This is a genomic window from Methanoregula formicica SMSP (genome assembly GCF_000327485.1).
Classification (GTDB): Archaea; Halobacteriota; Methanomicrobia; order Methanomicrobiales; family Methanospirillaceae; genus Methanoregula; species Methanoregula formicica.
On the sequence record NC_019943.1, the window covers coordinates 2761105 to 2786770 of the forward strand.

Genomic DNA, 25666 nt, shown 5'->3' on the forward strand with positions numbered 1-25666 from the left:
CGTGTGCGGCATTATCGGATATACCGGGAAGAGGGATGCAGCACCGATACTTGTAGAAGGGTTAAAGAAACTCGAATACAGGGGATATGATTCATTCGGGATAGCCACCGCGGATGAGGCTATCTCTGTGGTAAAAAAAGAGGGGCGGATATCGAATCATGCCGGCACTGCCGGAAACCTGAAGGGCAAACGGGGTATCGGGCATACCCGGTGGGCAACCCACGGGGTTCCGAATGATCAAAACGCCCATCCGCACACTGATTGCACAAATCGTATTGCCCTGGTCCATAACGGTATCATTGAAAATTATGCCGAGCTGAAGCGCGAACTGATCCAGCGTGATCACGTGTTCAGATCTGAAACAGATACCGAGGCCATTGTCCACCTTGTTGAAGAGGAGTATGCAAAGAAAAACCACCTCCTGGATGCCGTCAGGACCGCTGTGTCCCGTTTGAAAGGATCCTATGCACTTTTGGTCCTCGCATCCGACAACGAAGAGATTGTTGCCGCAAGGAACGCAAGTCCGCTTGTTATTGGGATCGGAGATGGTGAAACATTCATTGCATCCGATATAACCCCGATGCTTGAGTATACCGAGAGGGTGCTCTTTCTTGAAGATGGCGATATCGCGACCGTGACCCGTGAAAATGTCAGCATCTACCAGAATGGCAAACAAGTCAACCGCCCTGTTGAGTTAATAGACTGGAGTGTCGAGGATGGGAAAAAGGGAGGTTTTGCCCACTACATGCTCAAGGAAATCTTTGAACAGCCACAGGTCTTTTACAACACGATCCGTGGAATCAACGATGCTCCTCTGCCCGATTGTAACCGACTCAGGGATCCTGTCACCGTTGTAGCATGCGGAACATCCTACCATGCGGGCCTCATCTTCAAGTATCTCCTGGAGGAGTGTTGCCAGATCCCGGCCCGCCTGGACTATGCGTCAGAGTTCAGGTATTATCCCCCTCCAGCAAGCGGGCTTGTCATCGGGATCACCCAGTCGGGTGAGACGGCAGATACCCTGATGGCACTACGGCTCGCAAAAGCGCACAACTGCCATACCCTTGCGATCACTAATGTGCTCGGAAGCACGGTGACAAGACTTGCTGATACGACACTCTATATGCGTGCAGGGCCGGAGATCAGCGTTGCTGCAACGAAGTCTTTTATTGCCCAACTGGCAGTATTGATGCAAATCGTCAACAGGTTCCGTGGGAACAGCCAGACCGAAACACTTCTCGAAGCGCATAAGGCAATTGAAGATGCCCTCCTGATGGACTTCTCGGAGACTGTGGGATTATGCGAGAACGCCCAGAGTATCTTTTATGTTGGCAGGGGCCCTTTTTATCCAGTCTCCCTTGAGGGCGCCCTGAAGATGAAAGAGATCTCCTACATTCATGCAGAGGGGTATGCTGCAGGTGAAATCAAGCACGGGCCATTCGCCCTCCTGTCGGAAAAGACACCGGTCATTGCGATTTGTATGCCGGGAGAGACATATGATGTTATGATCTCGAACATCAAGGAGATGAAAGCACGGGGATCACCGGTTATAGGCATAGGCAGATCAGGAGACACGGATCTTCCAGAGATCTGTGATTTGTTTATTCCCCTTAATGTGGCAACCCTCTTTACCCAGATCCTGACTGCAACAGTAGTGCTCCAACTGATTGCCTATCATACTGCAGAAAAACTTGGCCGGGATATCGACCGGCCACGAAACCTGGCGAAGAGCGTGACTGTTGAATGATCGAATACGGAAGAAATATTGTAGGGGAACATGCCCGGATCTTCGAGCCGGTTACCTTGGGTTTTCCATCTTGCCGTTGGCACGGGCACAGTGATTGAAAGACATACGGTCATCGGAGCGATGTCAGTATCCAAAGCATGGTCTTCATTCCCACGAATACCCAGATAGGAGATCATGTTTTCATTGGTCCGAATGCAGTTCTTACTAACGATCACTATCCGCCAATGGGTATCGGAGGCCTTCCCAACAAGTTTTTGAATACTCGGCCTGTGGAAAGCCGATTGTCATGAGACCCATGCAGGATGTCGAGAAGATCGGTGGCCCCCATATCAGCGTTTACCGGACCCAGGAGGAGTTCATCAGTATTATAAAAGAACTGATGGAAAGCCCCCGCACATTCTCTCTCGATCTTGAAAACCACAGCGGGAAAAAGAAATCCCGTCAGTTTGAAGAAACTCTTAAGGCAATCTCCTGATGCATTCAACCAAATTTATTAATGGTCTCTCCCGAAACCAAGTACGGAAGAAAGGTTGATTCTATGCTCTCCGTTGATCTAAAAAACCGTCTGACCTGGACGATTCTCGCCCTTGTTGCATTTTTTTCCCTTTTTGCCCTCTGGCTTCGCCTCCTTCCCATGCTGAATATGGGAAATGCAGATATCCTTTCCTTGGTAGCCAGCGATGACCCCCTTTATAACCTCCGCCAGATTGAGTTTCTCCTGGCGAATAATCTCCACTACGGGTGGTTTGAGCCATTGACAAACTACCCGTTCGGGACATCGATTTACTGGGGCCCACTCTTCCCGCTCGCCGTGGCCATCGGCTGCCTTATAACAGGTGCATCCACCCGCCCCGAGATCATCCACATCCTTCTCATCGTCCCGCCGCTCATGGGTGCAGCTACCGTTGCCGTCATGTATTATGTCGGCAAGGTGTGTGGCACATGGAAAACGGGGGTGCTTGCATCCGGCTTTACTGCGATTGTTGCCGGTCAGTTTTTTTACCGGTCCATGTACGGGTACGCCGATCACCATATCGCTGAAGTCCTTTTTTCCGTGATATTCTGCCTGTTTTACATGTATTCGATACTTTCCGAGAAGAATACCAGCGTGGATATTCGTGATATTCACTCGTATAAAAGTACCATACTCATCGCAGCGCTTACGGGCATTGCCTATCTGCTCGGCCTCTTTGTGATGCCAACAATGATTCTTTTTGCGATGATCGTCGGTATTTTTATTGTCGTTCAGTTCATCATCGATTCGATCCGCCAGAGAACCAGCGAATACCTGGTTATCATCAATACAGTAGTCTTCAGCATCGCAATCATCGGCCTCCTTCTCTTTGGTTTAAAGGATCCAAGTCTTGGATTATCGACGTATTCACTCGGACATGTTCTGGCGTATCTTGCCCTTATTGGAGGGTCAGTTTTTCTGTACGCACTCCAGAAATACCTGAAATCGCGCCCGTATTACTACTATATCTCTGCTGTTGTTGTTTCTGCAGCACTGGTTGCCATCGTATTGCTCTTTGCCAGCCCGCAGCTCTATTCGCTATTCATCTCTGCGCTGTATGCTTTCTTTGGTCAGGCTGCGGTGACAGAAACAGTACAGGAAGCCCGTGGCTGGAGTGTCGATGGGGCGTGGCTGACGTTCAGTTACGGACTTCTCCTCATGGCCGGCGGGATCCTCGTCATGCTCTACAATAATTTCCGCAATGAGCGTCCCGAGCAGGTCTTTGCGATCGTCTGGTCGATCGTGATGCTCTTCTCCACGTGGCAGCACATCCGGTATGAATACTATCTCGCAGTTAACGTGGCGCTGATGTCAGCGGTTTGTGCAGGATTCGTGTTCGAGAAGAGCTGGCCGGACATCAGGAAACGTTTATCAGGCACTGTCCCTCCCGGCTTCACGGATCAGAAATCCAGTGGAGCGGATAGTGAGACACCGGGCAAGCAGAAAAAGCACAAAAAGGCCGGTAAAGTTCCGGCCGCCAGCTCCGGCATACACTTCCTTCCCCTTGCTGCAGCGGTCCTGGTTGTTGGGGCGGCACTCCTCTTCATCTACTCGTCGGTTTCGATTAGTTACACGAATGGATCAAGCCATGGGACAGACATGACTCCTGACTGGAAGGAGTCCGCAGAATGGTTGGTGAACAACACACCAGATACCGGAGTTGGGTATCTTACTGCATATGACAGAGAGACATTCAGTTATCCCGACGAATCATACGGTATCATGTCGTGGTGGGATTACGGGCATATCATCACAACCGTTGGAAAGCGTATCCCCAATGCCAACCCGTTCCAGCAGGGGGTGGCAGGAGGCAATGGTTCTGCTGCCTATTTCATGTCCCAGTCAGAAGACAATGCGAACAGAATCGCTGACTATCTCGGGACACGCTACATTATCACGGATATCGAGATGGACCAGGGAAAATTCTGGGCCATGGCCACCTGGTACAATGCAACAGATGCTGCCGGCCCGTATTACGACATGGTATTTGCGCCCAGCCAGAACGGCGGGTACAACTCGGTCCTCCTCAATAAGCAGCCCTATTACCTCACCATGGTCTCCCGGCTTCACAACTTTGATGGATCGATGTCCGCTCCTTCAGATAAGGTCTATTACATCGTGTATGCGGACTCCAGCATTACCGGACAAAGTATTCCGGTTGTCACTGAAGGCACCTTGATGGATCCTGCATCTGCAGCGCAGAAGGCCGAACAGTACAACAAAAACCCCATGCCGGGGTATCATGCCAAAGTCTACAGTGCCGATCTCCTCGCCCCAATCGATACGGTGCCTGCACTACGCCACTATCGTCTTGTCCATGAATCATCCACCGACGTGGCACCATCAGAAACAATTGACCTGAGATATGTGAAAGTCTTCGAGTACGTTAAAGGTGCTCACATCAAAGGTGAAGGAATTATCGAACTCCCGCTCGTTACCAATACCGGCAGGAGCTTCACCTACCGTCAGGAGAGCGTGAACGGGGAGTTCATTGTTCCCTACTCAACGACCGATAGTCCTTATGACGTGAAAGCCGCAGGAAAGTACAAGATCTCCGGATCCGCACGGGAATTTGATGTTCCGGAATCTGCAGTCATGCAGGGTCTGACCATACTATAACTTCTTTTCTGACCATTCAGCAACTCACGGTCTTGTTAGTATTTCCCAAACTAGGTGCAAAAAACCTTATATCCCACAATACACATTTTCTCGTATGCTTGCAGAAGAGATGGCACTGGGAATGCGGGTACGGTACCCGCGGACCGGCACGGCCGGAAAGGTTCTCCGCATCGAAGAGATCAGGGGTGTCACCTTTGCCGAGCTGGATTCCACGAACCTCCTGTACCGTGTCGATCAACTGATACCGGCAACAGCCACGAACAAGACAGGCACTGCGATCCGTGAGGATGCGAAGAATATCATTGCCCGCGAGCGTGAATACGCGGCAGGCAGCGAATTTCAGGATGCACTCAAGAACATCGACCAGAGTTGTGAGGGCGGGGGATAATACCGTTCATCGCTTTTTCCGGTAAGCAACAAAAACGACAGGTATCGGAATTTTTCGGATCATTCAGGTAATCCATTCTTCCGCTGATGTAATCCTTCAGACTACTTTTTGGAAAAGAGAAACAGGGTGTAATTATTACAATTTGCACGAATCAAGAGAATACGGGTAAAAATCCTCTTAAAATGCACCGGATATCTGCCTTGACTCCACTGGTTACGTATAAGTAGGTTTGGCCTATATACAATAAGGAGGTTCGATTTCATTTGCACGATGTGACAGTTCCCAGTGTGAATATCGGGGTTGTCGGCCATGTTGACCATGGTAAGACAACGCTCGTCAATGCGCTCACCGGGACGTGGACAGATCGCCACAGTGAGGAGGTGAAGCGGGGAATCTCTATCCGGCTTGGGTATGCTGATGCCACATTCTATCGCTGTGAGCGGTGCGAAGGTACCGATGCTTTCTCCATCCGTCCCGAGTGCCCGGTCTGCGGAGGCACGGGGACTCCTTTCCGTTCCATCTCGTTCGTCGATGCACCGGGCCACGAGACCCTCATGGCAACCATGCTCTCGGGTTCCGCGCTGATGGATGGGGCGATGCTTGTCATTGCGGCGAGCGAGAAGTGCCCACAGCCCCAGACCAAGGAGCACCTGATGGCGCTGGAACTGGTCGGGATTAAGAGAATTGTCATCGTCCAGAGCAAGATCGATGTCGTAAGCCAGAAAGAGGCCGTTGATAACTATAACGAGATCAAGAAATTCGTTAAGGGAACCATTGCGGAAGATGCTCCCATCATACCAGTCTCCTCACAGAAAGGGATCAACATGGGAGCTCTCGTGCAGGCGCTTGATGAAGTAATTCCGGAGCCTGAACGCGATCCCGAAGCTGAACCGGTGATGCTGATTGCCCGTTCATTCGATGTGAACAAGCCCGGGTGTAACTGGAAGGACGTGAAAGGCGGTGTTGTCGGGGGGTCTCTTATCCGGGGCATCCTCCGCGCCGATGAGAAAATCGAGATCCGTCCAGGCAGGCAGACGCAGGTCGAAAACCGGATCAAGTGGATCCCCATCACGACGACCGTCACATCAATCAATGCCGGATCGAAGATCGTCGAGACGGCAACCCCCGGCGGACTGCTCGGTGTGGGCACCAGGCTTGACCCTGCACTGACAAAAAGCGATACCCTTGCCGGGCAGGTGCTCGGACGTGAGGGAAAACTCCCCCCGGTCTGGGATAAGATCCGGTGCAGGGTAACCCTCATGGAACGGGTCGTCGGTGCAACGAGCGAGCTTGTCATTGAGCCGCTGAAGCATTCCGAACCTTTGATGCTGTCCGTAGGGACCGCGGTCACTGTCGGTGTTGTTACGAGTACCAAGAAAGACAGTGTCGAAATACAGCTGAAACGACCCGTCTGTGCTGAAATCGGCTCAAGGATCGCTATCAGCCGGCAGGTGGGGGCACGCTGGCGCCTGATCGGGATGGGCATTCTGGGAGAGTAAAGGTTCTCCTTGACGCCAATGCACTGATGATGCCGGCCCAGTTCCAGATCGATCTCTTCGATGAGATCAGGAACCTTCTTGGAGGGTTCGAACCCATCGTACTCGCATCCGTGATGCATGAACTGGACGGGCTTGCACGGGCAAAAGGCCGCAATGGGGCTGCTGCACGCATGGGACTCGTGCTCGGTGAGCGGTGCACGATCGCGGAAAACGCTACCATGCAACCGGTGCCGGTTGATGAGCAGATCATTGATTATGCTGTCCGGAATAACAGTACCGTGGTCACGAATGACCGGGGATTGAGAGAGAAGCTGCTTGAGCGTGGGATTGGTGTGATATCTATGAGAAAACAGAAGAAACTGGAATTATTGCGGAGATGATGAAGGATGTATCACAAACTGATGCTTGAAGACAAGGTCCGGGTCCCTCCCCAGAGACTGGGGGAGAATCTCGAAAAGGTAATCCTTGATGTTCTCCAGGAACAACTTGAGGGAAGCATTGACAAAGAGATCGGGATCTTTATCTGCGTCACGAAAGTGACGGATGTCGGGGAAGGGGAACTCGTCCCTGGTGACGGCGGAGTCTACTACGATGTCAAGTTCGAGGCGCTTGTGCTTCGGCTCGCCCTCCAGGAAGTGATCGAAGGGGTTGTCGTGGAGACCACCAGTTTTGGCGCGTTCGTCAGCCTTGGCCCTATCGATGCCATGCTGCACGTTAGCCAAATCTCTGATGAATACATCAACTACGATGAGAAGAACGCCCGGCTGATCTGCCAGGAGTCAAAGCGCTTTATTGGCGTCGGCGATGTCGTCCGCGTCCGCGTCGTGACATTATCCTTAAACGAGCGCGAGCCCCGTGACAGCAAGATCGGGCTGACGATGCGCCAGGCAGGCCTTGGCACTGCTCTCTGGCTGGAAGAGGAGATGGAGAAAGAAAAGGAAAAGTCCGGACAGTCTTCCGGCTCCGGTAAGGAGAAACCCGCCGAAAAGGTGAAGGGCAGGAGGAAGGAGCATGCCGCCGGCGAATAAGAAGAAGCAGGGAAAAGTCTGTCGTGACTGCCACCGCGTTGTCGATGGCGAGAGCTGCGTTGTCTGTGGCACATCGAACTTAAGCGAAGACTGGTCCGGGTATCTGGTCATCATCGACCCGGAGAATTCCGAAGTGGCAAAGCGCATGAACATCAAACTCCCCGGCCGGTACGCGCTGAAGGTCCGCTGATGCTCACCCTCCCGGAAGAGCACCGTAAGCTCTTCAAGGACCCCTTTGGCGAACTGTATCCCGAGATTACGGATATCCTTCCCCTTCTCTCTCAAAAAACTGTTTTTACTGTCGGGGACGTGGTAACCTATACCCTTCGGAAAGCCGGGATACTACCTGCAGTCGGCATTATTGACGGGTACACGATGCGTTCACCCTGTAACCGGGCGCCTGAAGTACCGGGTGAATCCCTGCGGGTGAAAAATCCGGCAGGTACACTTACCGACGAGCTGGTTGCGGCGATACGGTATGCCGTGGAACACCCTCCCCTCACGATACTTGTTGACGGGGAAGAAGATCTCGCTGTTATTCCGATGGTAATTGCCGCACCGCTCGGATCCATCGTTCTCTACGGACAGCCCGGTGAAGGTGTTGTCCTCCGCACGGTTACACCCGGTGCGCAGGATACGGCACGGGCGTTTCTTGAACGGTTTATCCGTTCAGAGGAATAATCCTGCAACCGTGCAATTCAGGGAGCGGGCACCGCTTTTCAGGAGACTGGCAAAGGTCATGTTTTAAATAACCCGGTTCCCAATAATTACAGGATATCGATGGACTTTGAGATCACCAGCGATAAAAGGAATGAACTTTTATCCAGAAGAGAGGTTCAGTTTACCCTCAAATACGACGGAGCTACCCCCTCCCGTATGCAGATTATCGGGAAACTCTGCGCCCTGCTCAATGTAAAAGAGCATCAGGTCACCCTTGACACCCTGCACAGCAGCTTTGGCAAGACAGAACTCACCGGCTCCGCCCGGGTATACGAGAGCGAGGAGAGCCGGAACAAGACCGAGCGCCCGCACCTTGCAGCGCGCGGCATGCCCAAGCCCAAGGAAGAGGCGGCATAATCATGGCAGCAAAGAAGGCGGCAGCCTCAAAAGCCCCCAAGAGAGGCGCATACTTCAAGGTCGAGGGTGCGAAGGTCACCACCGAAAAGAAATACTGCCCGCGCTGCGGACCCGGTGTCATGATGGCGGACCACAAGGACCGGACCACCTGCGGAAAGTGCGGATATACCGAATTCAGAAAGTAAGCATCATCAATGCCTGTTTTTGGGCAGATACTGGGGATTGAAGGCACGGCCTGGAACCTCAGTGCCGCTCTTTTTAATCGCGATCTCGTATCTCTTGTTTCACGGCCATACCATCCTGTTCAGGGGGGTATCCACCCGCGTGAGGCTGCGCAGCACCATGCCTCTGCGATGAATGAACTGATCGGCACGATCCTTACGGATCCGGAGAAGGTTGAGGGGATAGCGTTCTCGCAGGGACCCGGTCTTGGCCCCTGCCTCCGTACGGTTGCCACCGCTGCCCGCTCTCTCGCCCTTGCCCTTGACGTCCCGCTCGTGGGGGTAAACCACTGCGTCGCCCATGTAGAGATTGGGTGCTTTGCCACCGGCTGTAAGGATCCCATTGTTCTCTATGCCAGCGGTGCGAACACCCAGGTCATCGGGTACCTGAACGGGAGATACCGGATATTCGGGGAAACGCTGGATGTCGGGATTGGCAATGCCCTCGATAAATTTGCCCGGGCAAAGAATTTCCCGCACCCGGGCGGCCCGCATATCGAGGCGCAGGCACGGGAAGGGACGTATGTCGACCTCCCCTATACCGTGAAGGGTATGGACCTTGCGTTCTCCGGCCTTGTCTCGGCTGCAAAGGATCATAAGGCCCCGCTGCCCGATGTCTGTTACAGCCTGCAGGAGACCGCCTTTGCGATGTGCGTGGAAGTAACTGAACGGGCACTCTCCCTCACGGGAAAAAACGAGGTGCTTCTTGTCGGGGGCGTCGGTGCGAACTGCCGGCTGCAGGAGATGCTCCGCGTCATGTGCGAGGACCGGGGAGCGGCGTTCTTCGTTCCCGAGCAGAAATATCTCGGGGACAATGGCGCGATGATCGCCTACACGGGAAAACTGATGCTGGAGAGCGGAGTGTCATGCCCTGTTGAGTCTTCCCGGATCAATCCTTCGTTCCGCTCGGACGAGGTTGAGGTCACCTGGAAAAAGGATCCCCCGGCAAACGATATCCCCGCCAACGATGCGGGTGCCCGTCGACGCGGTGCAGAAGCGGTCATCACCTTCCATGAGGGAAAAGCAGAGAAGCACCGGGTCTCCAAACGGTACCGTGTGCCGGCGCTGGACAGGCGCCTGATAACGGAGCGGACCCGCGCAGAGGCACGGCTCATCCATACCGCACGCAGGGGTGGCGTATTGACACCCATAATTTCCGATATCACCCCCGATACGATTGTCATGGAGGAGGTTATGGGAACCCTGCTGACAGAGGATCTCTCAGAGAAAAACCTTCAGGAAGCCGGCCGCGTCATCGGCCTGCTCCACCGTGCAGAGATCATGCATGGAGACCTCACAACCAGCAACCTGATCCTGCGCGAGAGCGACAAAAAATGCGTGCTCATCGATTTCGGCCTTGCGCAGGCAACCAGCGAGATCGAGCAGCGGGGCGTGGATATCCATGTTCTCTTCCAGACGATCGAGAGCACCGCGCCTGAACGCGCAGAATCACTGAAGGCTGCATTCATCACAGGGTACAGCGGGACGTTTGCCGGGGCCCGTGAGGTCATTGCCCGCGAGCACGAGATTGAATTGCGGGGGAGATATCTCTGAAGATTACGGTCGTTACGGGGAATGCGCACAAGGCCGCAGAGGTTGCCGCGTTCTTCCATGGCACTGCGGAGATCACCCACATCTTTCTCGATTTGCCCGAGCATCGTTCCGATGACGTGGGTGAGATCGCCAGGGGCAAGGCCGGGTATGCATTCGAACAGCTGAAGAGACCCCTCATCGTGGATGACACGGGATTTTTCATCGATGCACTGAATGGTTTCCCCGGCCCGTATGCGGCCTACGTTCTGAACACGATCGGGAACAGTGGTATCCTGAAACTGATGGAGGGGCGTGAGAACCGCAGCGCACGGTTTGTCACGGCCATTGCATTTGCCGATGAGAACGGCGTCCGTGTCTTTAAAGGGACCATCAAGGGATGGGTAGCACAAGCCCCGCGGGGAGAGGGGGGGTTCGGCTACGATCCCATCTTCGAGACGGGAGAAAAGACCCTTGCGGAGATCCCCCTTGAAGAGAAAAGCCGGATATCCCACCGGGCGCGGGCGCTCGCTGCGTTTCATGACTGGTTTGTAGAGAAATATCGTACCCCCTGAAACGCAAATGGTTAATATGTCTTACAGCTTTGTTATAAGGGCAGACAGGAGTGTTCAATAATGGTCAAGTTCCCTGAAGCCGAGTCACGGCTCCTCAACGTGAAAATATGCATGCACTGTAACGCACGCAATGCGATCCGCGCAACCACCTGCCGCAAGTGCGGCTATGCAAACCTGCGCCCCAAGAACAAAGAGCGCAAGGCGTAACCGTTCGGCCCGATATTTTATTTCCCTTTTTCGCAGCTATCGTTACTGGTGCAGGTGCATCATTGCACCTTTTTTCACTATCCCCCGGTTGTTCAGGGAGAGGCTCCGGCAAAATCCGGGCGATGGGGGGTACCTACCCCCCACAGCACGAGGCACCCCCCTGCCCGCCATTTTAAAAATGGAGACGGGGACCCCTACCCACCCCTCCATACCCGGGAGGAGAGACTACCCCCCCCTCCCTTGCACTGGCAGTGACAGGTATTCGCCTGAACTTGCCGACGGAGACCTGTTATCCGGACAATCCAAGAAAAGAAAAAAGGGAGGGGGCCCCTCCCCTCATGGGCGGGGGATCCCTGGCACCGGTTCCGGCCCGAAAGAAGAGGAGGGGTGGGTACCCCTCTCTCATTCATTACCCGGATCTGATCGCGGGCATGACTATCTTATGAGACCCCGTTCTGGGAGGGAAAACTGGTCATGCGGAATAATATGTGACCCTTTTACCCTTCGATGCGTACTCCCCGGCAAAGGTCTCGATATTGCGCTTGTACCCGATGCGGTCGACAAATCCCAGTTCCCGGAGATTCTCCCGGACCCGCATCACATCGGCCTCGTCCGCCCAGTCTTTCGTATACACGTAAATAACCTTCCGGTTGTCCCGCGAATCGGGATTGGGCTTTGCCGTGCTGACCTTGGCCGATATCCCGAGCTCATGGGCTACCGTTGCATCTCTTACTTTCTTCCATGCCGCATCAACGGCATCCGGATCCTGGAAGATCAGCCATTTGCCGGCATTCTCGTCCTCGATCGCTTCAGGAGCACTGCCGGGGGCGTCCAGCACAATCCAGTACATCTGCGTGGTTTTCGTGGGGATTACCCCTTCCCCTTCGCAGAGCATCCGGTATACCGTGCCGACATCGGAGAACCGGGCAAGCATCGCTTCGGCCAGCTGCGGGTATTCCTCCCGGAATTTCGAGAAGATATCACCAAGGTCCGCAGTAAAATTGGTTCCGTTCTCGACCAGTGCATAGAGGTACTTCCCCTGTTCCTGCAGCCCGCGGTTCAGCAGGTGCTCGAAGATACCATATGCCACATCAGCCAGTGCTTCGGGATCTGCTTCAGCCATTGGTACCACAAACGATGTTGGCAAAAAAATAGGTTTCTGTATTTCACCTGCACCAGATGTATACCGCCCGTGGATTGCACCTGTCGATTGATTTATGAGTGCGCGATAGAAACATGTACCAACTATGGAATGGAAACGCGACTGGGGCTTAACTGCCAGGGTCTGGTTCACGGGACTGCTTTTACTCCTGCTGTACCTTGTATTCATAACCATCCTCCTCGCATTCGGTGTGAGTGCCTGGTTCATAGTCCTGATTGCCGTTGGTATGGGACTGGTCCAGTACTTCTTCTCCGACAAGTTGGTGCTCTGGAGCACCGGCGCTAAAATCGTTGAGGCAGATGAGCGCCCCGAACTGCACATGATGGTCCAGAAACTCTGCAGGGAGGCCGACCTGCCGATGCCGAAGATCGCCATCATGCAGAGCCCGGTACCCAATGCTTTTGCCACAGGCAGGAGCCCGAAGCACGCGGTCGTTGCCTGCACGGACTCGATCATGCGCCTCCTGAACAAGGACGAACTGGAGGCCGTACTCGCCCACGAGCTCTCGCATGTCAAGAACCGCGATATCTTAACGATGACCCTCGCCAGTTTCATCGCCATGATCGCTTCGATGATCATGCAGAGCTTCTTCTTCTCTGCACTGTTCGGTGGCAATAACCGGGAGAATGGCGGGGCATGGATTGTCATCTGGATCGTCTCGATCATCGTATACGCCATCAGCACACTCCTAATCCTTGCACTCTCGCGGTACCGCGAATTCGCCGCAGACCGGGGAAGTGCCCAGATCACCCGGAACCCACGGGCGCTCATCTCTGCACTGAACAAAATCAGCGGGAGGATGGATGTTGTCCCACCGGAAGTCAAGGCAAAGGTCGAGGGGGCAAACGCATTCTACATCATCCCGGCACTCTCCGGAAATGCAATCATGGAGCTCCTCTCCACCCACCCACCCCTCGAGAAACGGATCGCCAACCTCCAGAAGGTCGAGGCAGAGCTCCGTGGGTACTGACCATTCCCTCTTTTTTTCCATGGGATTGTGAATTTGTCTTCTTCAGGAAGATCCCTTATCAGCGGGTGCAGAGTATCCTCTTCCCGAGAGAACACCGCTCTCCCATCCATTGCTCCGGGCAACAGGCAGTGACAATCCTTAATACGCCTCCCCGCCAAAATTGTAGAGCACAGTGCATCGATGGTCTAGAGGCATGACTTAGGCCTTCCAAGCCTATAGCCCGGGTTCGATTCCCGGTCGATGCATTTTGGGCTCGTGGTCTAGTTGGCTATGACGTCGCCTTCACACGGCGAAGATCTCGTGTTCGAATCACGACGGGCCCATCATCTGTTTTCCGGATTTTCAGGTCTGCTGGCAGCATAGCCAGACGTTCGGGGGTGTCTCCCGAAGATGCATAATATCCTGGTATGCGGCCCCATCTGCGATTGAAGCCTGTGGATATCCCGAGAAAAAAACCGTGGACCGGCACTTTCGGGACACCCCAGCGACACCGACCTTCCCATCTTACTTTACAATGTGAAAACAGGTGAATATGTAAAACCGGAACAGATATGGCCGAGCGGACACAAAAGGATTCCTTGAGAAGTTCGGGTCAGCAACAAGGAGATGCTTTTCTCATGCGTGGATATTGGTCATTTCATGTAAACAAAGGCGTGATCCGTTATCTTCTTGCATACTTTTCGGCACTTGTGACTTTTGTAGCAGTCATGATTACCACCGAGGAGTTCCCGTATGCCCTTGTTTCTTCCGCAGCTGTATACATAGCTGTCCGGGTTGTGATCTATCTCAGGTTTGGACCGGAACAGAGCGAATAGCCCGGCCTGCAACGGCATCGTTTCTCATCAGCCAACACCTGCAGGCTCGCGAGAAACTCCCCCACAGGGTAAAAGTATGAGCAGGATTGCCGGCGTTTGCCGGCATTCCTGCGTGCAAAAGGAAAAAGTGAGATTATGCGTTCTTCATCTTGGCCTTGGCGACGAAGCCGTCCTTGCCAATGTAGTACATGTAGCCCTTTTCCTTGGCTACCTTCTCAGTTCCGACTTTCTTCTTCTTGCCGGACTTGTTGTGCTTCATCGGGGCTGCCCAGACATACCCGTCCTTGCCAATGAAGTAGAGGTATCCCTTTTCGCGCTGAATCTTTTCTTTTCCAATTTTCGTTCCCATTTAAACACCTCAAAACCGCAATCGGGTTTTGATAATGAGAGTTGACGCCTGATAATATAAAAAGTTTCCGTCGAAAGCCCGTCGAAGCTTGGATTTTAGCCACGTATTTAAGGCGTTTTTGGTCATTCTGGCGCAGTATTTCCTCCGTTTTAAAACCTTCAATATAACGTCCGTTTCGCCTAAATCTCCCTATATCTTTGCAGAATGCCTGTTTCTGCACCCGGATTAACCGGATGCAGAAGCGCGGCGCGGAGGGGGGATTGTTTGAAGGGTTTGCCGGGGGGTGCGGCAGGATCAGCCAAGGTTCATGACCGGCTGGATTCGGGCCGGGGTCATACGGGGGATTGTCAGGGGGGCCGCAACACCTTCAGGCCAGAGCGTGATCGTAAACTGCCCGTATGACGGGGTACCTGTTGTGGGGCAGAGGGTAATCTCAAACTGTTCGCCCGGTTCCAGCCATTCATCGGCATCTGCAATCCGGCCGGGGAGCATGTTGTACTTATTGGAGATTGTCCAGTTCGGGCAAATGAGCACCGTCGGTGGTGTTTTACGGATTATTTCAAATTCATTATTCCGGCTCCACAATACCCGGACCTTATCCATATCGATTGCCCCGGTGTCTCCGATAAAGAGAGATACCGTGAAACGCACTACCCCCAGCTGCATCGGGTCTTCCTTTACCGTTATGACACGGAGAAGGCCTTTTGTCCTGCTGGTCATCGGGAACCCATACACGTTCCCGACGGTCTGGACATTATCGCCGGATATGTAGGCGCTCTCGGCAACAAGCCCTCCGGGAAATGTACGTAATGGATCAGGAGCACAGCCACTCAAAAACACCAGCAGGAAGGCAGCACCTGCAACCAGAACGCTGACGAGAATAATCAGTTCCAGACCGGTGACCGCCTTCTCTGTGTCCCGTGGATCCTGCATCATATGAGTGGGTTGCCGGAGTGATTGTATATAGATTCCTCTGTTATCAGAAGATCTGTCCCCTGAGTTTATCGTCCTGAAACACCCATAGGTACAGGAATTTCATGTACTTCCATCTCATCCTGACCGACAACTGCAACCTCTGCTGCAGTTACTGCCGGGCAAAGGCATTCCTTGACCTGGATGAGAGCGAGAGCGAACGGGCAGTGGAGATTGACGAGCAGATTCCCATTGATCTGGAATATGATCTGGATACTCTCTACGCATTTCTCAGAAAGGATCCATCCCCCACGGTGACATTTTACGGGGGGGAGCCGCTCCTCCGTGCCGATCTCATCGAGACGATCGTTCGGGAGGCCCCGGTACAGCGGTTCATGATGCAGACAAACGGGCTCCTGCTGGACCGCCTTTCCCCAGCGATAACCAACCGGTTCACTACCATTCTTGTTTCCCTTGACGGGAGGAAGGCTCTTACCGATGCAAACAGGGGTGACGGGGTGTATGATCGGGTAATGAAGAATGTCCGGGAGATCTGTGCCAACGGTTACCAGGGAGAACTCATCGCACGGATGACCGTAACGGAGAAGACAGATATCGTGGATGCCGTCCACTGGCTGGCAGAGAACCCTGACTTCCCGTTCAGGTCCATTCATTGGCAGTTGGACGCAAACTTTGCCGGGGACTTTTCCTACCGCCAGTTTGCCGCATGGGTTGCCGGATCGTATAATCCGGGGATCCGGACCCTGGTGAACGACTGGGTCGACCACATGGAGGCACACGGGGAAGTGCTCTGCTGGTACCCGTTCCTAGACTGCATGGAGGACCTTCTTCTCGGGCGCCCCTCCCTGCTCCGGTGTGGATCCGGGCATACCAATTATACCATCTTGACCGATGGCCACATCGCACCCTGCCCGGTGATGATCGGCATGAAACAGTACTATGTCGGCCATATCAGGGATGCGGACCCGAAAATGCTCGATCATATTTACGTAGGAGAGGAGTGCCTGAAATGTCCAATCCGGTCATTCTGCGGAGGCCGCTGCCTCTATTCCAACATCACCCGTCCCTGGGGCGAACCCGAACGACATCTTGTCTGCAGGACCGTGGAGAACCTCCATGCCGCACTGAATGAGACCCTACCCCATGTCAGGAAACTCCTTGCAGAAGGCACAATTACTCGCGAACAGTTCCATCATGAGAAGTTCAACGGGTGTGAGATCATCCCGTAGTCCACGCATCAGGATATTTATATAAAAGTATCTTTGTTGAGGGAGATGTATTTATACTGGACAGGTAATTGTATACTTGCAGATAACCACTGCATGAGTAAAAACAATGGAGAGAAAGAGTTTTGGTGGCCCGAGAAATTTCGGTCCCAGGGAAATGACAAAGACAGTCTGCTCTGACTGTGGAAAGGAATGCGAAGTCCCGTTCAAGCCCACGGAAGGAAGGCCGGTCTACTGCAGGGACTGCCTGCCCAAGCACCGGAAACCCCGGTTCTAAGATCTTATTTTTCTCTTTTTTTGCTGGTGCAATGTACCGCAATCGAAACAGCGGACCCGATCATGGTCGTGCATTAACCACACTACCTGACTAGTTTTCCTATTGGTTTTTACGAATCTCCTGCCGGAACCGGTGGATAATATCGTAGAGCATCAGGCGGAATTCTGCCCCAATCTCCTCCCAGGTTTTTGCATCCGTGACTCCCGTAGGGTTCGGCCCCGTTCCCGTGGAGGGGGTTCCATGGAGAACCTGCCCTTCAGCAGGCACCTCCCCGGCGCGGGACTGGAGCCAGAGCTGGCGCAGGATCGCATAATACCCGCTGACGAGGACGATGAGAAATACCATGGTCGCGATAATCGGCGCCAGAAACGAGAACAGGGGAGAGAGTGTTGTCGAAGTGACCGTGTCTGTCCACTGAAAGATCCTGAGCAGGAACATGATGCAGAAAACACTCCCAAATGCCGTTATGATCGGTGCGGGGAGATTGAAGGGAAACGGGAATGCCGCAAAAACGTCACCGACCATGAGGATCAGCGCAATGAGAATGAGAAGCCAGAAGTTCCCGTTGATGAACGTTACGGCGGAGATGAAGACGGGGTTTTCCACATAATGCGTCAGGATGTTTGCAAGGACGATAGCGATCAGAAGGCAGATGATCCCGATCATCCGGGTTGCAAACACCCACCCTAAGGAATGTGAACGACAGCGCATCAGGGAACCTCCCGGAATTTCGTATCAGTGTTGGAGGGCAGGCTATAAGAGTATTGGACATCCGTTCAGGAAACTTTTAAGACGGGCAAGGGCAGGTGTCCAGTATTGTGATGCATGTGATCCGGAGATTGCCCCGGACCAGGAGTTCGCGCGCGATCTCACAGAACGTTCCGTTTCACCTAAAAAATGTAATATAAAATGCTACAATAACCAAAAAATTACAATAATGTATAAATATGTACAAAGTTGACCATGTATTCACACTCTGCGGGAATGCTTCCGCACGAAAAACCAGGAATTCTCACTGAAAGAACAACCGGCCCCTGACTGGCCGGATCGGTTACCAGAAAATGACACAAAAACTGATACTCAATCTCGGATTGGATGAGTTCATTACCGCGGTAAAGACCCAGCCCAAACCGCTCATCATCCCCCTTTGTGCGGAACTGCCGCTCCCGGATATCTCACCGCTTGTCCTGTATGAGGGCACGACGACAGGATGCGGATTCCTGCTGGAATCAATGGAGGGGAGTGAGAAACTTGCCCGGTATTCCTTTATCGGGATAGAGCCGGAGATGATCGTCACGGTACAGGACACCGTTGAGATTGCCGGGAATGAGCCTTTTACCTCTATTGCCCAGGACCCTGACGGCACAAACCCGGTTGACCGGATACAATCGATCCTCTCGCGGTTCCATTACATGAATGTCAAGGCTCCCCGGTTTTTCGGGGGCATGGTCGGGTATTTCGCGTATGACTGCGTGTACTCGCTCTTTGATAACGTAAAACGGACCACAAAAAAAGCGACAGGTCTACCAGACAGTTATCACGATGCCCGGTTCATGCTCACAAAAGACTGTATCGTGATCGATCACCGGGATAAACGGATGTACCTCTTCTCCAGCCCGTTCCTCACCTATGACTCCGATCTCAGGATGGAATATGAACAATGCACACGGAAGATCCAAGCCCTTGCTGACAGGATCGCGGGACTGGTTCCCAGACAATCGGGCGTTTTCCCCCCCTCGACGAAGGTAACCCCCTCTTCATTTGGCACCTCTGTTTCTCAGCAAACATTCGAGCAGGCGGTGACCGATGTCAAGAGTCATATCGTTGCCGGGGACATCTTCCAGGCAGTACTCTCACGAAGGCTGGACTTTCCCGTTCCGGATGATCCCTTCGCGGTCTATGCTGCCCTGCGCGAGATCAATCCGAGCCCGTACATGTACTATCTCGATTTTGGTGAGGAGAAGATCATCGGGGCAAGTCCCGAGATGCTGGTACGGGTCGAGAGACGCCAGGTGACAACGGTCCCGATTGCCGGAACTCGCCCGCGGGGCCGTACGGCAGAGGAGGACACCCGGCTGGAAAAAGAACTGCTCATGGACAAGAAGGAGCGTGCAGAGCATACCATGCTCGTCGATCTTGCACGAAATGATCTTGGCCGCGTCTGCCGCTTTGGGTCGGTGCAGGTCAGCGAGTTCATGGGCATCGAGAAGTTCTCCCACGTCCAGCATATCGTGTCAACGGTCAGCGGCACACTCCGCGACAACTTGGACTGCTATGACGCCTTCAAGTCCTGTTTCCCAGCAGGGACCGTATCGGGCGCCCCCAAGATCCGGGCAATGCAGATCATTGACGAGCAGGAGCCGGAGAAACGGGGGCTGTATGCCGGCGCTGTCGGGTATATCGGATTTGACCGGAACCTGGATTTCGCCATCGCCATACGGACAATACAGGTGATAAATGGCCGGGCATATGTCCAGGTCGGTGCGGGAATCGTTGCTGATTCGGTTCCGGAAAACGAGTGGAAAGAGACCGAAAACAAAGCGGCGGCAATGATCCGGGCAATCGAACGTTCTGGAGCCTGTTCATGAAAGTACTGATTGTAGACTGTTACGACAGTTTCACCTATAACCTGTACCAGCAGGTGGGAAAGCTTGGAGCCGAACCGGTTGTCCTGTCCTGCGACACACCTGTAGACGTGGTGAAGCGGACACCATGCGAGCGTATCATCCTCTCGCCGGGCCCGGGAACCCCGGATGACGCTGGCGTTTGTCCTGATGTACTGGAAACGATGAGCCGGAAGATCCCAACGCTCGGGGTCTGTCTTGGCCACCAGGTAATCTGCACAGCATTTGGCGGGGAGGTTGTCCGCGCACCGCACCTGATGCACGGGAAAACCTCGGCCATCCAGCACACCGGGACAGGGATCTTCAGCAGGGTCCCGACGCCCTTTGTCGCCACCCGCTACCATTCCCTTATCGCAAGGGATGCATCCCTGCCTGATGATCTGGAGATCACGGCAACCAGTACCGATGACGGATATGTCATGGGGGTGCGTCACCGGTCCTACCCGATTGACGGGGTGCAGTTCCACCCGGAGAGTGTCCTCTCAACGGAGGGCGACCACATCATCAGGAACTTCCTTTTCGGAGCGGGGGTAGGATCGTGATCTTCAGGGAGATCATCCAGCGGTTGATGGACCAGCAGGATCTTACCGAAGCCGAGGCGGCCGGAGCCATGGACACCATCATGGAGGGCAAAGCAACCCCGGCACAGATTGGTGCTTTCCTTACTGCGCTCCGGATGAAAGGAGAACGACCGTATGAGATTGCCGCGTTTGCCCGCATCATGCGACAGCACGCGGTCTCCATCAGGCCGGTAACGACACGGCTGCTGGTCGACACCTGCGGCACCGGGGGCGACAGCATGCGTACATTCAATATCAGTACGGCATCGGCATTCGTTGCCGCGGGCGCGGGAATCCCGGTTGTCAAGCATGGCAACCGGAGCGTCAGCAGCCTCTGCGGTTCTGCGGACGTCCTTTCAGCCCTCGGGGTGAACATCGCCCTTGGGCCTGATTCCCAGGCTGGCATTCTCGAGAGGGCGGGTATCGCGTTCCTCTTCGCACCAATGCACCACCCGGCCATGCGCCACGTGATGGCCGCCCGGCAGGAGATCGGGTGCAGGACGGTCTTCAACATCCTTGGCCCGCTGGCAAACCCGGCAGGCGCCCAGGCACAGGTGCTGGGAGTGTACCACCCAGACCTGACTCCCACGATGGCGGAGGTCTTAAGGCTCCTTGGGATCTCCCGTGCCATGGTGGTTCACGGGAGCGGACTGGATGAGATCACCACAACAGGGGAAACGGTAGTCTCGGAGCTTAAGGAGGACGTAATCCATAACTATTCCCTGGATTGCAGGGACTATGGCATTGCACCGGCACAGGTCCCTGATCTGTCTGGCGGAGATGCTGCTACCAATGCACGCATTATCCGGGACATCCTCCATGGTGAGCGGGGACCGGGGCGGGACATCGTGCTCATGAATGCCGGCGCCGCCATCTATGTTGGGGGCATGGCTCGCGACCTGCACGAGGGAGTACTCCTGGCCGGAACTGCGATCGATTCAGGAAATGCCCTTGCACGGCTCAATGCGCTGGTGGATACCACACGGGGTGCCGCATGATCCTTGATGATATTGTCAGGCGTACGGAAAAACGGGTGGCGCTGCTTCCCGAAACGTTTCCGGAACCTCCCTGGGACAACCATGCCAGCCTAATCAAGGCCATACGGGAGCGGGAGGGCAAAAACGCTGTGATCGCAGAGATCAAGTGTGCATCACCCTCACGCGGTATCATCCGGCGTAACGTCGACATGGCCCAGATGGCCGGCGTACTTGCAGGAGCGGGATGCGTTGCCCTCTCGGTGCTGACCGAACCCTACTTCTTCGGGGGGACCGGGCAGGACATCCCTCTTGTCAAATCAACAGTGAATATTCCGGTGCTCCGGAAGGATTTCATCATTGATGAACGCCAGATCGCGGAATCGCGTGCTCTCGGTGCAGATGCCGTGCTCCTGATAGCCTCAGTGCTGGGGAAGCGCCTGCCGGCATTCGTCGATATGGCAATGGATTATCATCTCGAACCGCTGGTGGAAGTCCACAATGCTGATGAAGCCGAATCCGCGCTCGGTACGCAGGCAACCCTGATCGGCATCAACAACCGTAATCTTGCCACCATGACCATCGACCGTTCAACCACACGTATCCTTTCCGGAAATATCAGAGGAAAAGGGAAGCTGATCGTATCGGAGAGCGGGATGCGATCTGCCGATGATGTCCGCGAGATGAGGGGATACTGCGATGCGTTCCTCATCGGTTCATCTATCATGTCCGACAAGCAACCGGGAAAGAAGCTGGAGGAGTTCGTATGCGCATAAAGATCTGCGGCATCACACGGCCGGAAGATGCACGCTTTGCCGAAGAAGCCGGCGCTGATGCAATCGGCGTTGTTGTCTGTTCAGGAAACGTTTCCCGCAGGAATGTCCCGCTGGAGCAGGCAAAAAAGATCTTTCGCGCCGTCGGTCCTTTCACCACAACGGTTGCCGTGTCGCACACAACCTCGGAAGATGAACTCCGGAAGATGATCGCGCTCAGCCCTGACGCGATCCAGATATCTCGTCCCTTCAAATTTGACAACCATCCGGGAGTGAAACTCATCCGGGTTGCCGGCAGAGGAGAGCCCCTGCCTGTTGATTGCGATGCCATCATCGTTGATGACAGCCACGGCACGGGAAGAACGTTTGACCGTTCATATGCCAGGGATGCTGTCAGGACTGCCAGAATTCCGGTCATCCTCGCCGGAGGGCTTACACCAGAAAATGTCGGGGCTGCGATCCGCGAAGTCCGACCCTATGCCGTGGACGTAGCAAGCGGAGTCGAGGTCTCCCCGGGGATCAAGGACCATAAGAAAATCAAGGCGTTTATCGCCGCCTGTCGTATGCAGGAGCAGATACCATGACACTGGAAAAACGATACGGGGATTATGGCGGACAATACGTCTCGGAAACCCTGATGAGCGCGCTGCTGGAACTGGAAGCAGCATACGAGAAGATCGGGGAGGACAAAACGTTTGCAGCGGATCTGGCAGCCCTCCAGAAAGAGTACGCCGGCCGGGAAACCCCCCTTACGTTCTGCCCGAACGCATCAAAGGAACTCGGGTGCAGGATCTATCTCAAACGCGAGGACCTCGTGCACGGCGGCTCGCACAAACTGAATAATACGCTCGGGCAGGCCCTCCTTGCAAAGCGCATGGGCAAAAAACGGCTCATCGCCGAGACCGGTGCCGGCCAGCATGGTGTCGCAACAGCAATCGTGGGTGCTGCCTTTGGTATGCCGGTAGAAGTCTACATGGGAGAAGTTGATACGAAGCGTCAGGCGCTCAATGTCTTCCGGATGGAACTGATGGGGGCAAAAGTCATCCCGGTAACATCCGGGACCCGAACCCTCAAGGATGCAACGAACGAGGCGCTCCGTGACTGGGCTGCCAATGTCCGGGACACCTATTACCTGATCGGCTCGGTTGTCGGCCCGCACCCGTATCCCCGGATTGTCCGCGATTTCCAGGCAGTGATCGGCCATGAGACCAGACAACAGGTCCTGGAAAAAGAGGGGCGGCTGCCGGACACGATCGTTGCCTGCGTGGGTGGCGGCTCGAATGCCATGGGAATCTTCTACCCCTTCGTAAAGGACGATGTCGAACTCGTAGGTGTTGAGGCTGGAGGTAAAGGGATCGAGACCGGCGAGCACTCGGCAACGCTCTGTGCCGGCGAGCCGGGCGTGCTGCACGGCGCATTCTCGTACCTGCTCCAGGATCCGGACGGTCAGGTGCTGCCCACCCACAGCATCTCTGCCGGGCTCGACTACCCGGGCGTTGGCCCCGAGCACGCAATGTTGAAGGACAGCCAAAGGGTTACCTATGCCGCAGCCAATGATGCAGACGTACTCGATGCATTCCGGTTCCTCTCGCGTTCCGAAGGGATCATCCCGGCACTCGAGTCAGCCCACGCAGTTGCTTATGTCATGGCGAACCGTGAACGATTCGACCGCGACGACATCGTGGTCATTAACCTCTCCGGCCGGGGCGACAAGGACGTAGCTGAGGTGGCGCGGATGCAGGGGTGTGTTATATGAGCCGGATCGACCGGGTATTCGAGAAACGCGGAAAGACTGCGTTCATAGGGTTCACTGTTGCCGGGGACCCGGACGAGGTCACGTCCCTCCGGATTGCAAAGGCACTCATCGACGGAGGGACAGACATCCTTGAATTCGGGGTGCCCTTTTCGGATCCGGTTGCCGACGGCCCCGTGATCCAGCGCGCTGATGAACGGGCTTTGGCTGCCGGCACGAATCCGGATACCATCTTCAGGCTTGTGAAAGCGGTCCGGGAATACTCCGATATCCCCATTGTCTTCCTGACCTACTATAACGTAGTCCACAAAAGAGGCATTGACCGGTTTTACCGCGAAGCCCACGAAGCCGGTGTTGATGGCATCCTTGTCGCAGATATGCCGGTGGAAGAGTCCGCCGGGGTCACCGAGGCGGCTGCACAGTACGGGATCGACCCCATCTTTCTGGTCACGCAGACGACATCCGATGAAAGGATAGACAGGATCGTAAAAAAGGCGCGGGGGTACCTCTACCTTGTCGCAGTTCTGGGAGTGACCGGTATGCGGGACCAGGTATCATCAGAAGCGCTTGCGCTGATCGGCCGTGTCCGAAAGCATACCGACATCCCGCTGGCCCTTGGTTTTGGCATCTCATCACCGGAACATGCAAAGACCTGTGCCGCGGCGGGAGCCGATGGCGTTATCGTGGGCAGCGCGATTGTCAGTATTGTTGAACGGAATCTGGGCAACCCCAAGGTAATGGAACGGAAGCTTAAGGATTATGGAATGCGGATGAAAGAGGCTATCCATTGAGTAATCGGGAAATAGCGCCATTAAAACACTCTCTTTTTATATCGCGCCCGCGAATGATACCGGGGAATTATCATGATTTCCAGAACGGGTATTTTTGTACTTCTTGGTGCATGCGTCATCGCAGGCATGCTCATCGCGGGCTGTACCCAGCCCCAGACAACGACAGCAGTGACGACCACCACGACTGTTGCACCGGTAGCAACCTCCGCGGCAGAGACCCCGGCAGCGGTTACCGGTATCGCTAACCCCGCATCCGTGAACTGCGGGACCCTTGGCGGCCAGACCGAGATCAAGACCGCAACCGATGGTGGCCAGTACGGCATGTGCACGTTCACCAACGGAACCACCTGCGAAGAGTGGGCACTCTTCCGCGGAGAAGGCTGCAAGCCTTACACAGCACCGACTGCAACAGCGACAACTGCGGCTGCTACGAACGTCACCACGGAAACCACCGCTACCGTAACGGCTACTGCATCGGAGTAAGGCCACTCGATTAACAGATCATTCCACTGCATCCCCGCGAAACGCGTGTGCCGCGAGGATGGCGGTGACCTTTTTTACCCAGGCGGGATCGTTCCCTCCTGGTGGGTGTGCATGGGGAAGCGGAGCTAGCTCTTCCCTCCAGAGCCGGGCCAGCGTATCATCAGATGTGCCGATCTCGCCTGCACCAATCACCTTCCCGATGAGCTGGTTCTCCCTGTCGTACACGAGCATCCGGTAGCAACGGAAATCACGGCAGGCGGGAGGTCGACTGTCATAGATGGCACAGTCAAAACCATCGCCGCCAGATTTACGGCAGAGAAATGGGCATGGCTTTTTTCCAGGAGATGCGGAAGTTCCGGATTGAGCAGAGTACCGATCAGAGACCTCGCCAGCATATTCCCGGTTTACATGGACCGGAAACAGGTCGCGGGTAAGAGAGTACCGGCAATAGTAATCACGGTCATTCAGCTGCCGCTCGATGGAAATGAACGATCCAAAGCTGGAACAGCACTTGCCACAGGAGTCGCAGGTGAATTTTGCCATACGGTAATCGTTCATAAGACCGCTGTAA

31 protein-coding genes and 2 tRNA genes are annotated in these 25666 nt (G+C 54.6%); 28 read left to right on the top strand and 5 right to left on the bottom strand.

The genetic code is table 11. The annotated features are described in order from the left end of the window. Window position 1: 1 nt before the first annotated feature. The 14 genes from glmS to METFOR_RS14025 all read left to right on the top strand — a co-directional run bounded on the left by glmS (window position 2) and on the right by METFOR_RS14025 (window position 11405). Window positions 2-1747 carry a glutamine--fructose-6-phosphate transaminase (isomerizing) gene (gene glmS / locus METFOR_RS13960; RefSeq protein ID WP_015286806.1) on the top strand — a complete coding sequence of 582 codons (1746 nt, stop codon included), beginning with the start codon at window positions 2-4 and terminating at the stop codon, window positions 1745-1747. 286 nt (window positions 1748-2033) lie between these two features. After that, a complete protein-coding gene (locus METFOR_RS13965; RefSeq protein WP_015286807.1) occupies window positions 2034-2222 on the top strand; it encodes a hypothetical protein in 189 nt (62 codons plus the stop codon). A 63-nt stretch (window positions 2223-2285) separates the two neighbouring features. Next, window positions 2286-4880, top strand: a complete 2595-nt coding sequence (locus METFOR_RS13970; protein WP_048111475.1) for an oligosaccharyl transferase, archaeosortase A system-associated — start codon at window positions 2286-2288, stop codon at window positions 4878-4880. Window positions 4881-4974: 94 nt separating this feature from the next. Then, on the top strand, window positions 4975-5268 hold the full coding sequence (locus METFOR_RS13975; protein ID WP_015286809.1) for a DUF2098 domain-containing protein: 294 nt from the start codon (window positions 4975-4977) through the stop codon (window positions 5266-5268). A 263-nt stretch (window positions 5269-5531) separates the two neighbouring features. Continuing rightward, a complete protein-coding gene (locus tag METFOR_RS13980; RefSeq protein WP_048111018.1) occupies window positions 5532-6767 on the top strand; it encodes a translation initiation factor IF-2 subunit gamma in 1236 nt (411 codons plus the stop codon). Beyond that, on the top strand, window positions 6731-7147 hold the full coding sequence (locus METFOR_RS13985) for a PIN domain-containing protein (RefSeq protein ID WP_158491393.1): 417 nt from the start codon (window positions 6731-6733) through the stop codon (window positions 7145-7147). Before METFOR_RS13980 ends, METFOR_RS13985 begins: the two co-directional genes overlap by 37 nt. Window positions 7148-7153: 6 nt before the next feature. Further along, window positions 7154-7795: a DNA-directed RNA polymerase gene (locus METFOR_RS13990; RefSeq protein WP_015286812.1), complete on the top strand. Its 642-nt coding sequence runs from the start codon at window positions 7154-7156 to the stop codon at window positions 7793-7795. Then, a complete protein-coding gene (gene spt4, locus METFOR_RS13995; RefSeq protein ID WP_015286813.1) occupies window positions 7779-7985 on the top strand; it encodes a transcription elongation factor subunit Spt4 in 207 nt (68 codons plus the stop codon). Before METFOR_RS13990 ends, spt4 begins: the two co-directional genes overlap by 17 nt. Next, window positions 7985-8476, top strand: a complete 492-nt coding sequence (locus tag METFOR_RS14000) for a GTP-dependent dephospho-CoA kinase family protein (RefSeq protein ID WP_015286814.1) — start codon at window positions 7985-7987, stop codon at window positions 8474-8476. Before spt4 ends, METFOR_RS14000 begins: the two co-directional genes overlap by 1 nt. Before the next feature lie 99 nt (window positions 8477-8575). Continuing rightward, window positions 8576-8872 (top strand): 30S ribosomal protein S24e, encoded by a 297-nt coding sequence (locus METFOR_RS14005; RefSeq protein WP_015286815.1) that lies wholly within the window; start codon window positions 8576-8578, stop codon window positions 8870-8872. 2 nt (window positions 8873-8874) lie between these two features. Beyond that, on the top strand, window positions 8875-9057 hold the full coding sequence (locus METFOR_RS14010) for a 30S ribosomal protein S27ae (protein WP_015286816.1): 183 nt from the start codon (window positions 8875-8877) through the stop codon (window positions 9055-9057). A gap of 9 nt (window positions 9058-9066) precedes the next feature. Continuing rightward, window positions 9067-10647, top strand: a complete 1581-nt coding sequence (locus METFOR_RS14015) for a bifunctional N(6)-L-threonylcarbamoyladenine synthase/serine/threonine protein kinase (RefSeq protein ID WP_015286817.1) — start codon at window positions 9067-9069, stop codon at window positions 10645-10647. Continuing rightward, a complete protein-coding gene (locus tag METFOR_RS14020) occupies window positions 10644-11198 on the top strand; it encodes an XTP/dITP diphosphatase (RefSeq protein ID WP_015286818.1) in 555 nt (184 codons plus the stop codon). Before METFOR_RS14015 ends, METFOR_RS14020 begins: the two co-directional genes overlap by 4 nt. A gap of 60 nt (window positions 11199-11258) precedes the next feature. Continuing rightward, window positions 11259-11405 carry a 50S ribosomal protein L40e gene (locus tag METFOR_RS14025; RefSeq protein WP_015286819.1) on the top strand — a complete coding sequence of 49 codons (147 nt, stop codon included), beginning with the start codon at window positions 11259-11261 and terminating at the stop codon, window positions 11403-11405. A gap of 472 nt (window positions 11406-11877) precedes the next feature. Here METFOR_RS14025 and METFOR_RS14030 read toward each other — a convergent pair whose 3' ends face one another. After that, window positions 11878-12528, bottom strand: coding sequence for a putative phosphothreonine lyase domain-containing protein (locus METFOR_RS14030; protein ID WP_015286820.1), 651 nt, complete (start codon window positions 12526-12528; stop codon window positions 11878-11880). Window positions 12529-12652: 124 nt separating this feature from the next. Here METFOR_RS14030 and htpX point away from each other — a divergent pair, with 124 nt between their 5' ends. From htpX to METFOR_RS15470, 4 genes are all read left to right on the top strand, one after another. After that, complete coding sequence (gene htpX / locus METFOR_RS14035; protein ID WP_015286821.1) at window positions 12653-13537, top strand: zinc metalloprotease HtpX; 885 nt, start codon at window positions 12653-12655, stop codon at window positions 13535-13537. Window positions 13538-13711: 174 nt separating this feature from the next. Then, window positions 13712-13782 (top strand) — tRNA-Gly (locus METFOR_RS14040). Between the two features lie 4 nt (window positions 13783-13786). Continuing rightward, window positions 13787-13860, top strand: a tRNA-Val gene (locus METFOR_RS14045). Between the two features lie 228 nt (window positions 13861-14088). After that, on the top strand, window positions 14089-14352 hold the full coding sequence (locus tag METFOR_RS15470; protein ID WP_148277701.1) for a hypothetical protein: 264 nt from the start codon (window positions 14089-14091) through the stop codon (window positions 14350-14352). 133 nt (window positions 14353-14485) lie between these two features. Here METFOR_RS15470 and METFOR_RS14050 read toward each other — a convergent pair whose 3' ends face one another. Together METFOR_RS14050 and METFOR_RS14055 are read right to left on the bottom strand one after the other, a co-directional pair. Next, a complete protein-coding gene (locus tag METFOR_RS14050; protein WP_015286823.1) occupies window positions 14486-14701 on the bottom strand; it encodes a hypothetical protein in 216 nt (71 codons plus the stop codon). A 294-nt stretch (window positions 14702-14995) separates the two neighbouring features. After that, window positions 14996-15637 (bottom strand): hypothetical protein, encoded by a 642-nt coding sequence (locus METFOR_RS14055; RefSeq protein ID WP_015286824.1) that lies wholly within the window; start codon window positions 15635-15637, stop codon window positions 14996-14998. Between the two features lie 101 nt (window positions 15638-15738). Between METFOR_RS14055 and METFOR_RS14060 the strand changes: the two genes are divergently transcribed. Together METFOR_RS14060 and METFOR_RS14065 are read left to right on the top strand one after the other, a co-directional pair. After that, complete coding sequence (locus tag METFOR_RS14060; RefSeq protein ID WP_015286825.1) at window positions 15739-16863, top strand: TIGR04084 family radical SAM/SPASM domain-containing protein; 1125 nt, start codon at window positions 15739-15741, stop codon at window positions 16861-16863. A gap of 106 nt (window positions 16864-16969) precedes the next feature. Further along, window positions 16970-17137: a CxxC-x17-CxxC domain-containing protein gene (locus tag METFOR_RS14065; RefSeq protein ID WP_015286826.1), complete on the top strand. Its 168-nt coding sequence runs from the start codon at window positions 16970-16972 to the stop codon at window positions 17135-17137. Window positions 17138-17236: 99 nt separating this feature from the next. Here the strand turns inward: METFOR_RS14065 and METFOR_RS14070 are convergent, their stop codons facing one another. Further along, window positions 17237-17848, bottom strand: coding sequence for a hypothetical protein (locus METFOR_RS14070; protein ID WP_015286827.1), 612 nt, complete (start codon window positions 17846-17848; stop codon window positions 17237-17239). A gap of 350 nt (window positions 17849-18198) precedes the next feature. Here METFOR_RS14070 and trpE point away from each other — a divergent pair, with 350 nt between their 5' ends. The 8 genes from trpE to METFOR_RS15120 all read left to right on the top strand — a co-directional run bounded on the left by trpE (window position 18199) and on the right by METFOR_RS15120 (window position 25095). Next, window positions 18199-19725, top strand: coding sequence for an anthranilate synthase component I (gene trpE, locus METFOR_RS14075; RefSeq protein WP_015286828.1), 1527 nt, complete (start codon window positions 18199-18201; stop codon window positions 19723-19725). Then, on the top strand, window positions 19722-20303 hold the full coding sequence (locus METFOR_RS14080) for an anthranilate synthase component II (protein ID WP_015286829.1): 582 nt from the start codon (window positions 19722-19724) through the stop codon (window positions 20301-20303). Before trpE ends, METFOR_RS14080 begins: the two co-directional genes overlap by 4 nt. Continuing rightward, window positions 20303-21319, top strand: a complete 1017-nt coding sequence (gene trpD, locus METFOR_RS14085; protein ID WP_199484015.1) for an anthranilate phosphoribosyltransferase — start codon at window positions 20303-20305, stop codon at window positions 21317-21319. Before METFOR_RS14080 ends, trpD begins: the two co-directional genes overlap by 1 nt. Beyond that, complete coding sequence (locus METFOR_RS14090; RefSeq protein WP_015286831.1) at window positions 21316-22071, top strand: indole-3-glycerol phosphate synthase TrpC; 756 nt, start codon at window positions 21316-21318, stop codon at window positions 22069-22071. The genes trpD and METFOR_RS14090 overlap by 4 nt, the downstream gene beginning before the upstream one ends. Further along, window positions 22062-22652 carry a phosphoribosylanthranilate isomerase gene (locus METFOR_RS14095; protein WP_015286832.1) on the top strand — a complete coding sequence of 197 codons (591 nt, stop codon included), beginning with the start codon at window positions 22062-22064 and terminating at the stop codon, window positions 22650-22652. Before METFOR_RS14090 ends, METFOR_RS14095 begins: the two co-directional genes overlap by 10 nt. After that, entirely contained in the window at window positions 22649-23824 is a 1176-nt protein-coding gene (trpB, locus tag METFOR_RS14100) for a tryptophan synthase subunit beta (RefSeq protein WP_015286833.1), read from the top strand. Before METFOR_RS14095 ends, trpB begins: the two co-directional genes overlap by 4 nt. Then, window positions 23821-24612: a tryptophan synthase subunit alpha gene (gene trpA / locus METFOR_RS14105; RefSeq protein WP_015286834.1), complete on the top strand. Its 792-nt coding sequence runs from the start codon at window positions 23821-23823 to the stop codon at window positions 24610-24612. Before trpB ends, trpA begins: the two co-directional genes overlap by 4 nt. Before the next feature lie 72 nt (window positions 24613-24684). After that, window positions 24685-25095 carry a putative hemolysin gene (locus METFOR_RS15120; RefSeq protein ID WP_015286835.1) on the top strand — a complete coding sequence of 137 codons (411 nt, stop codon included), beginning with the start codon at window positions 24685-24687 and terminating at the stop codon, window positions 25093-25095. A gap of 18 nt (window positions 25096-25113) precedes the next feature. Here the strand turns inward: METFOR_RS15120 and METFOR_RS14115 are convergent, their stop codons facing one another. Next, a complete protein-coding gene (locus tag METFOR_RS14115) occupies window positions 25114-25653 on the bottom strand; it encodes a YkgJ family cysteine cluster protein (RefSeq protein ID WP_015286836.1) in 540 nt (179 codons plus the stop codon). Window positions 25654-25666: the final 13 nt, after the last annotated feature.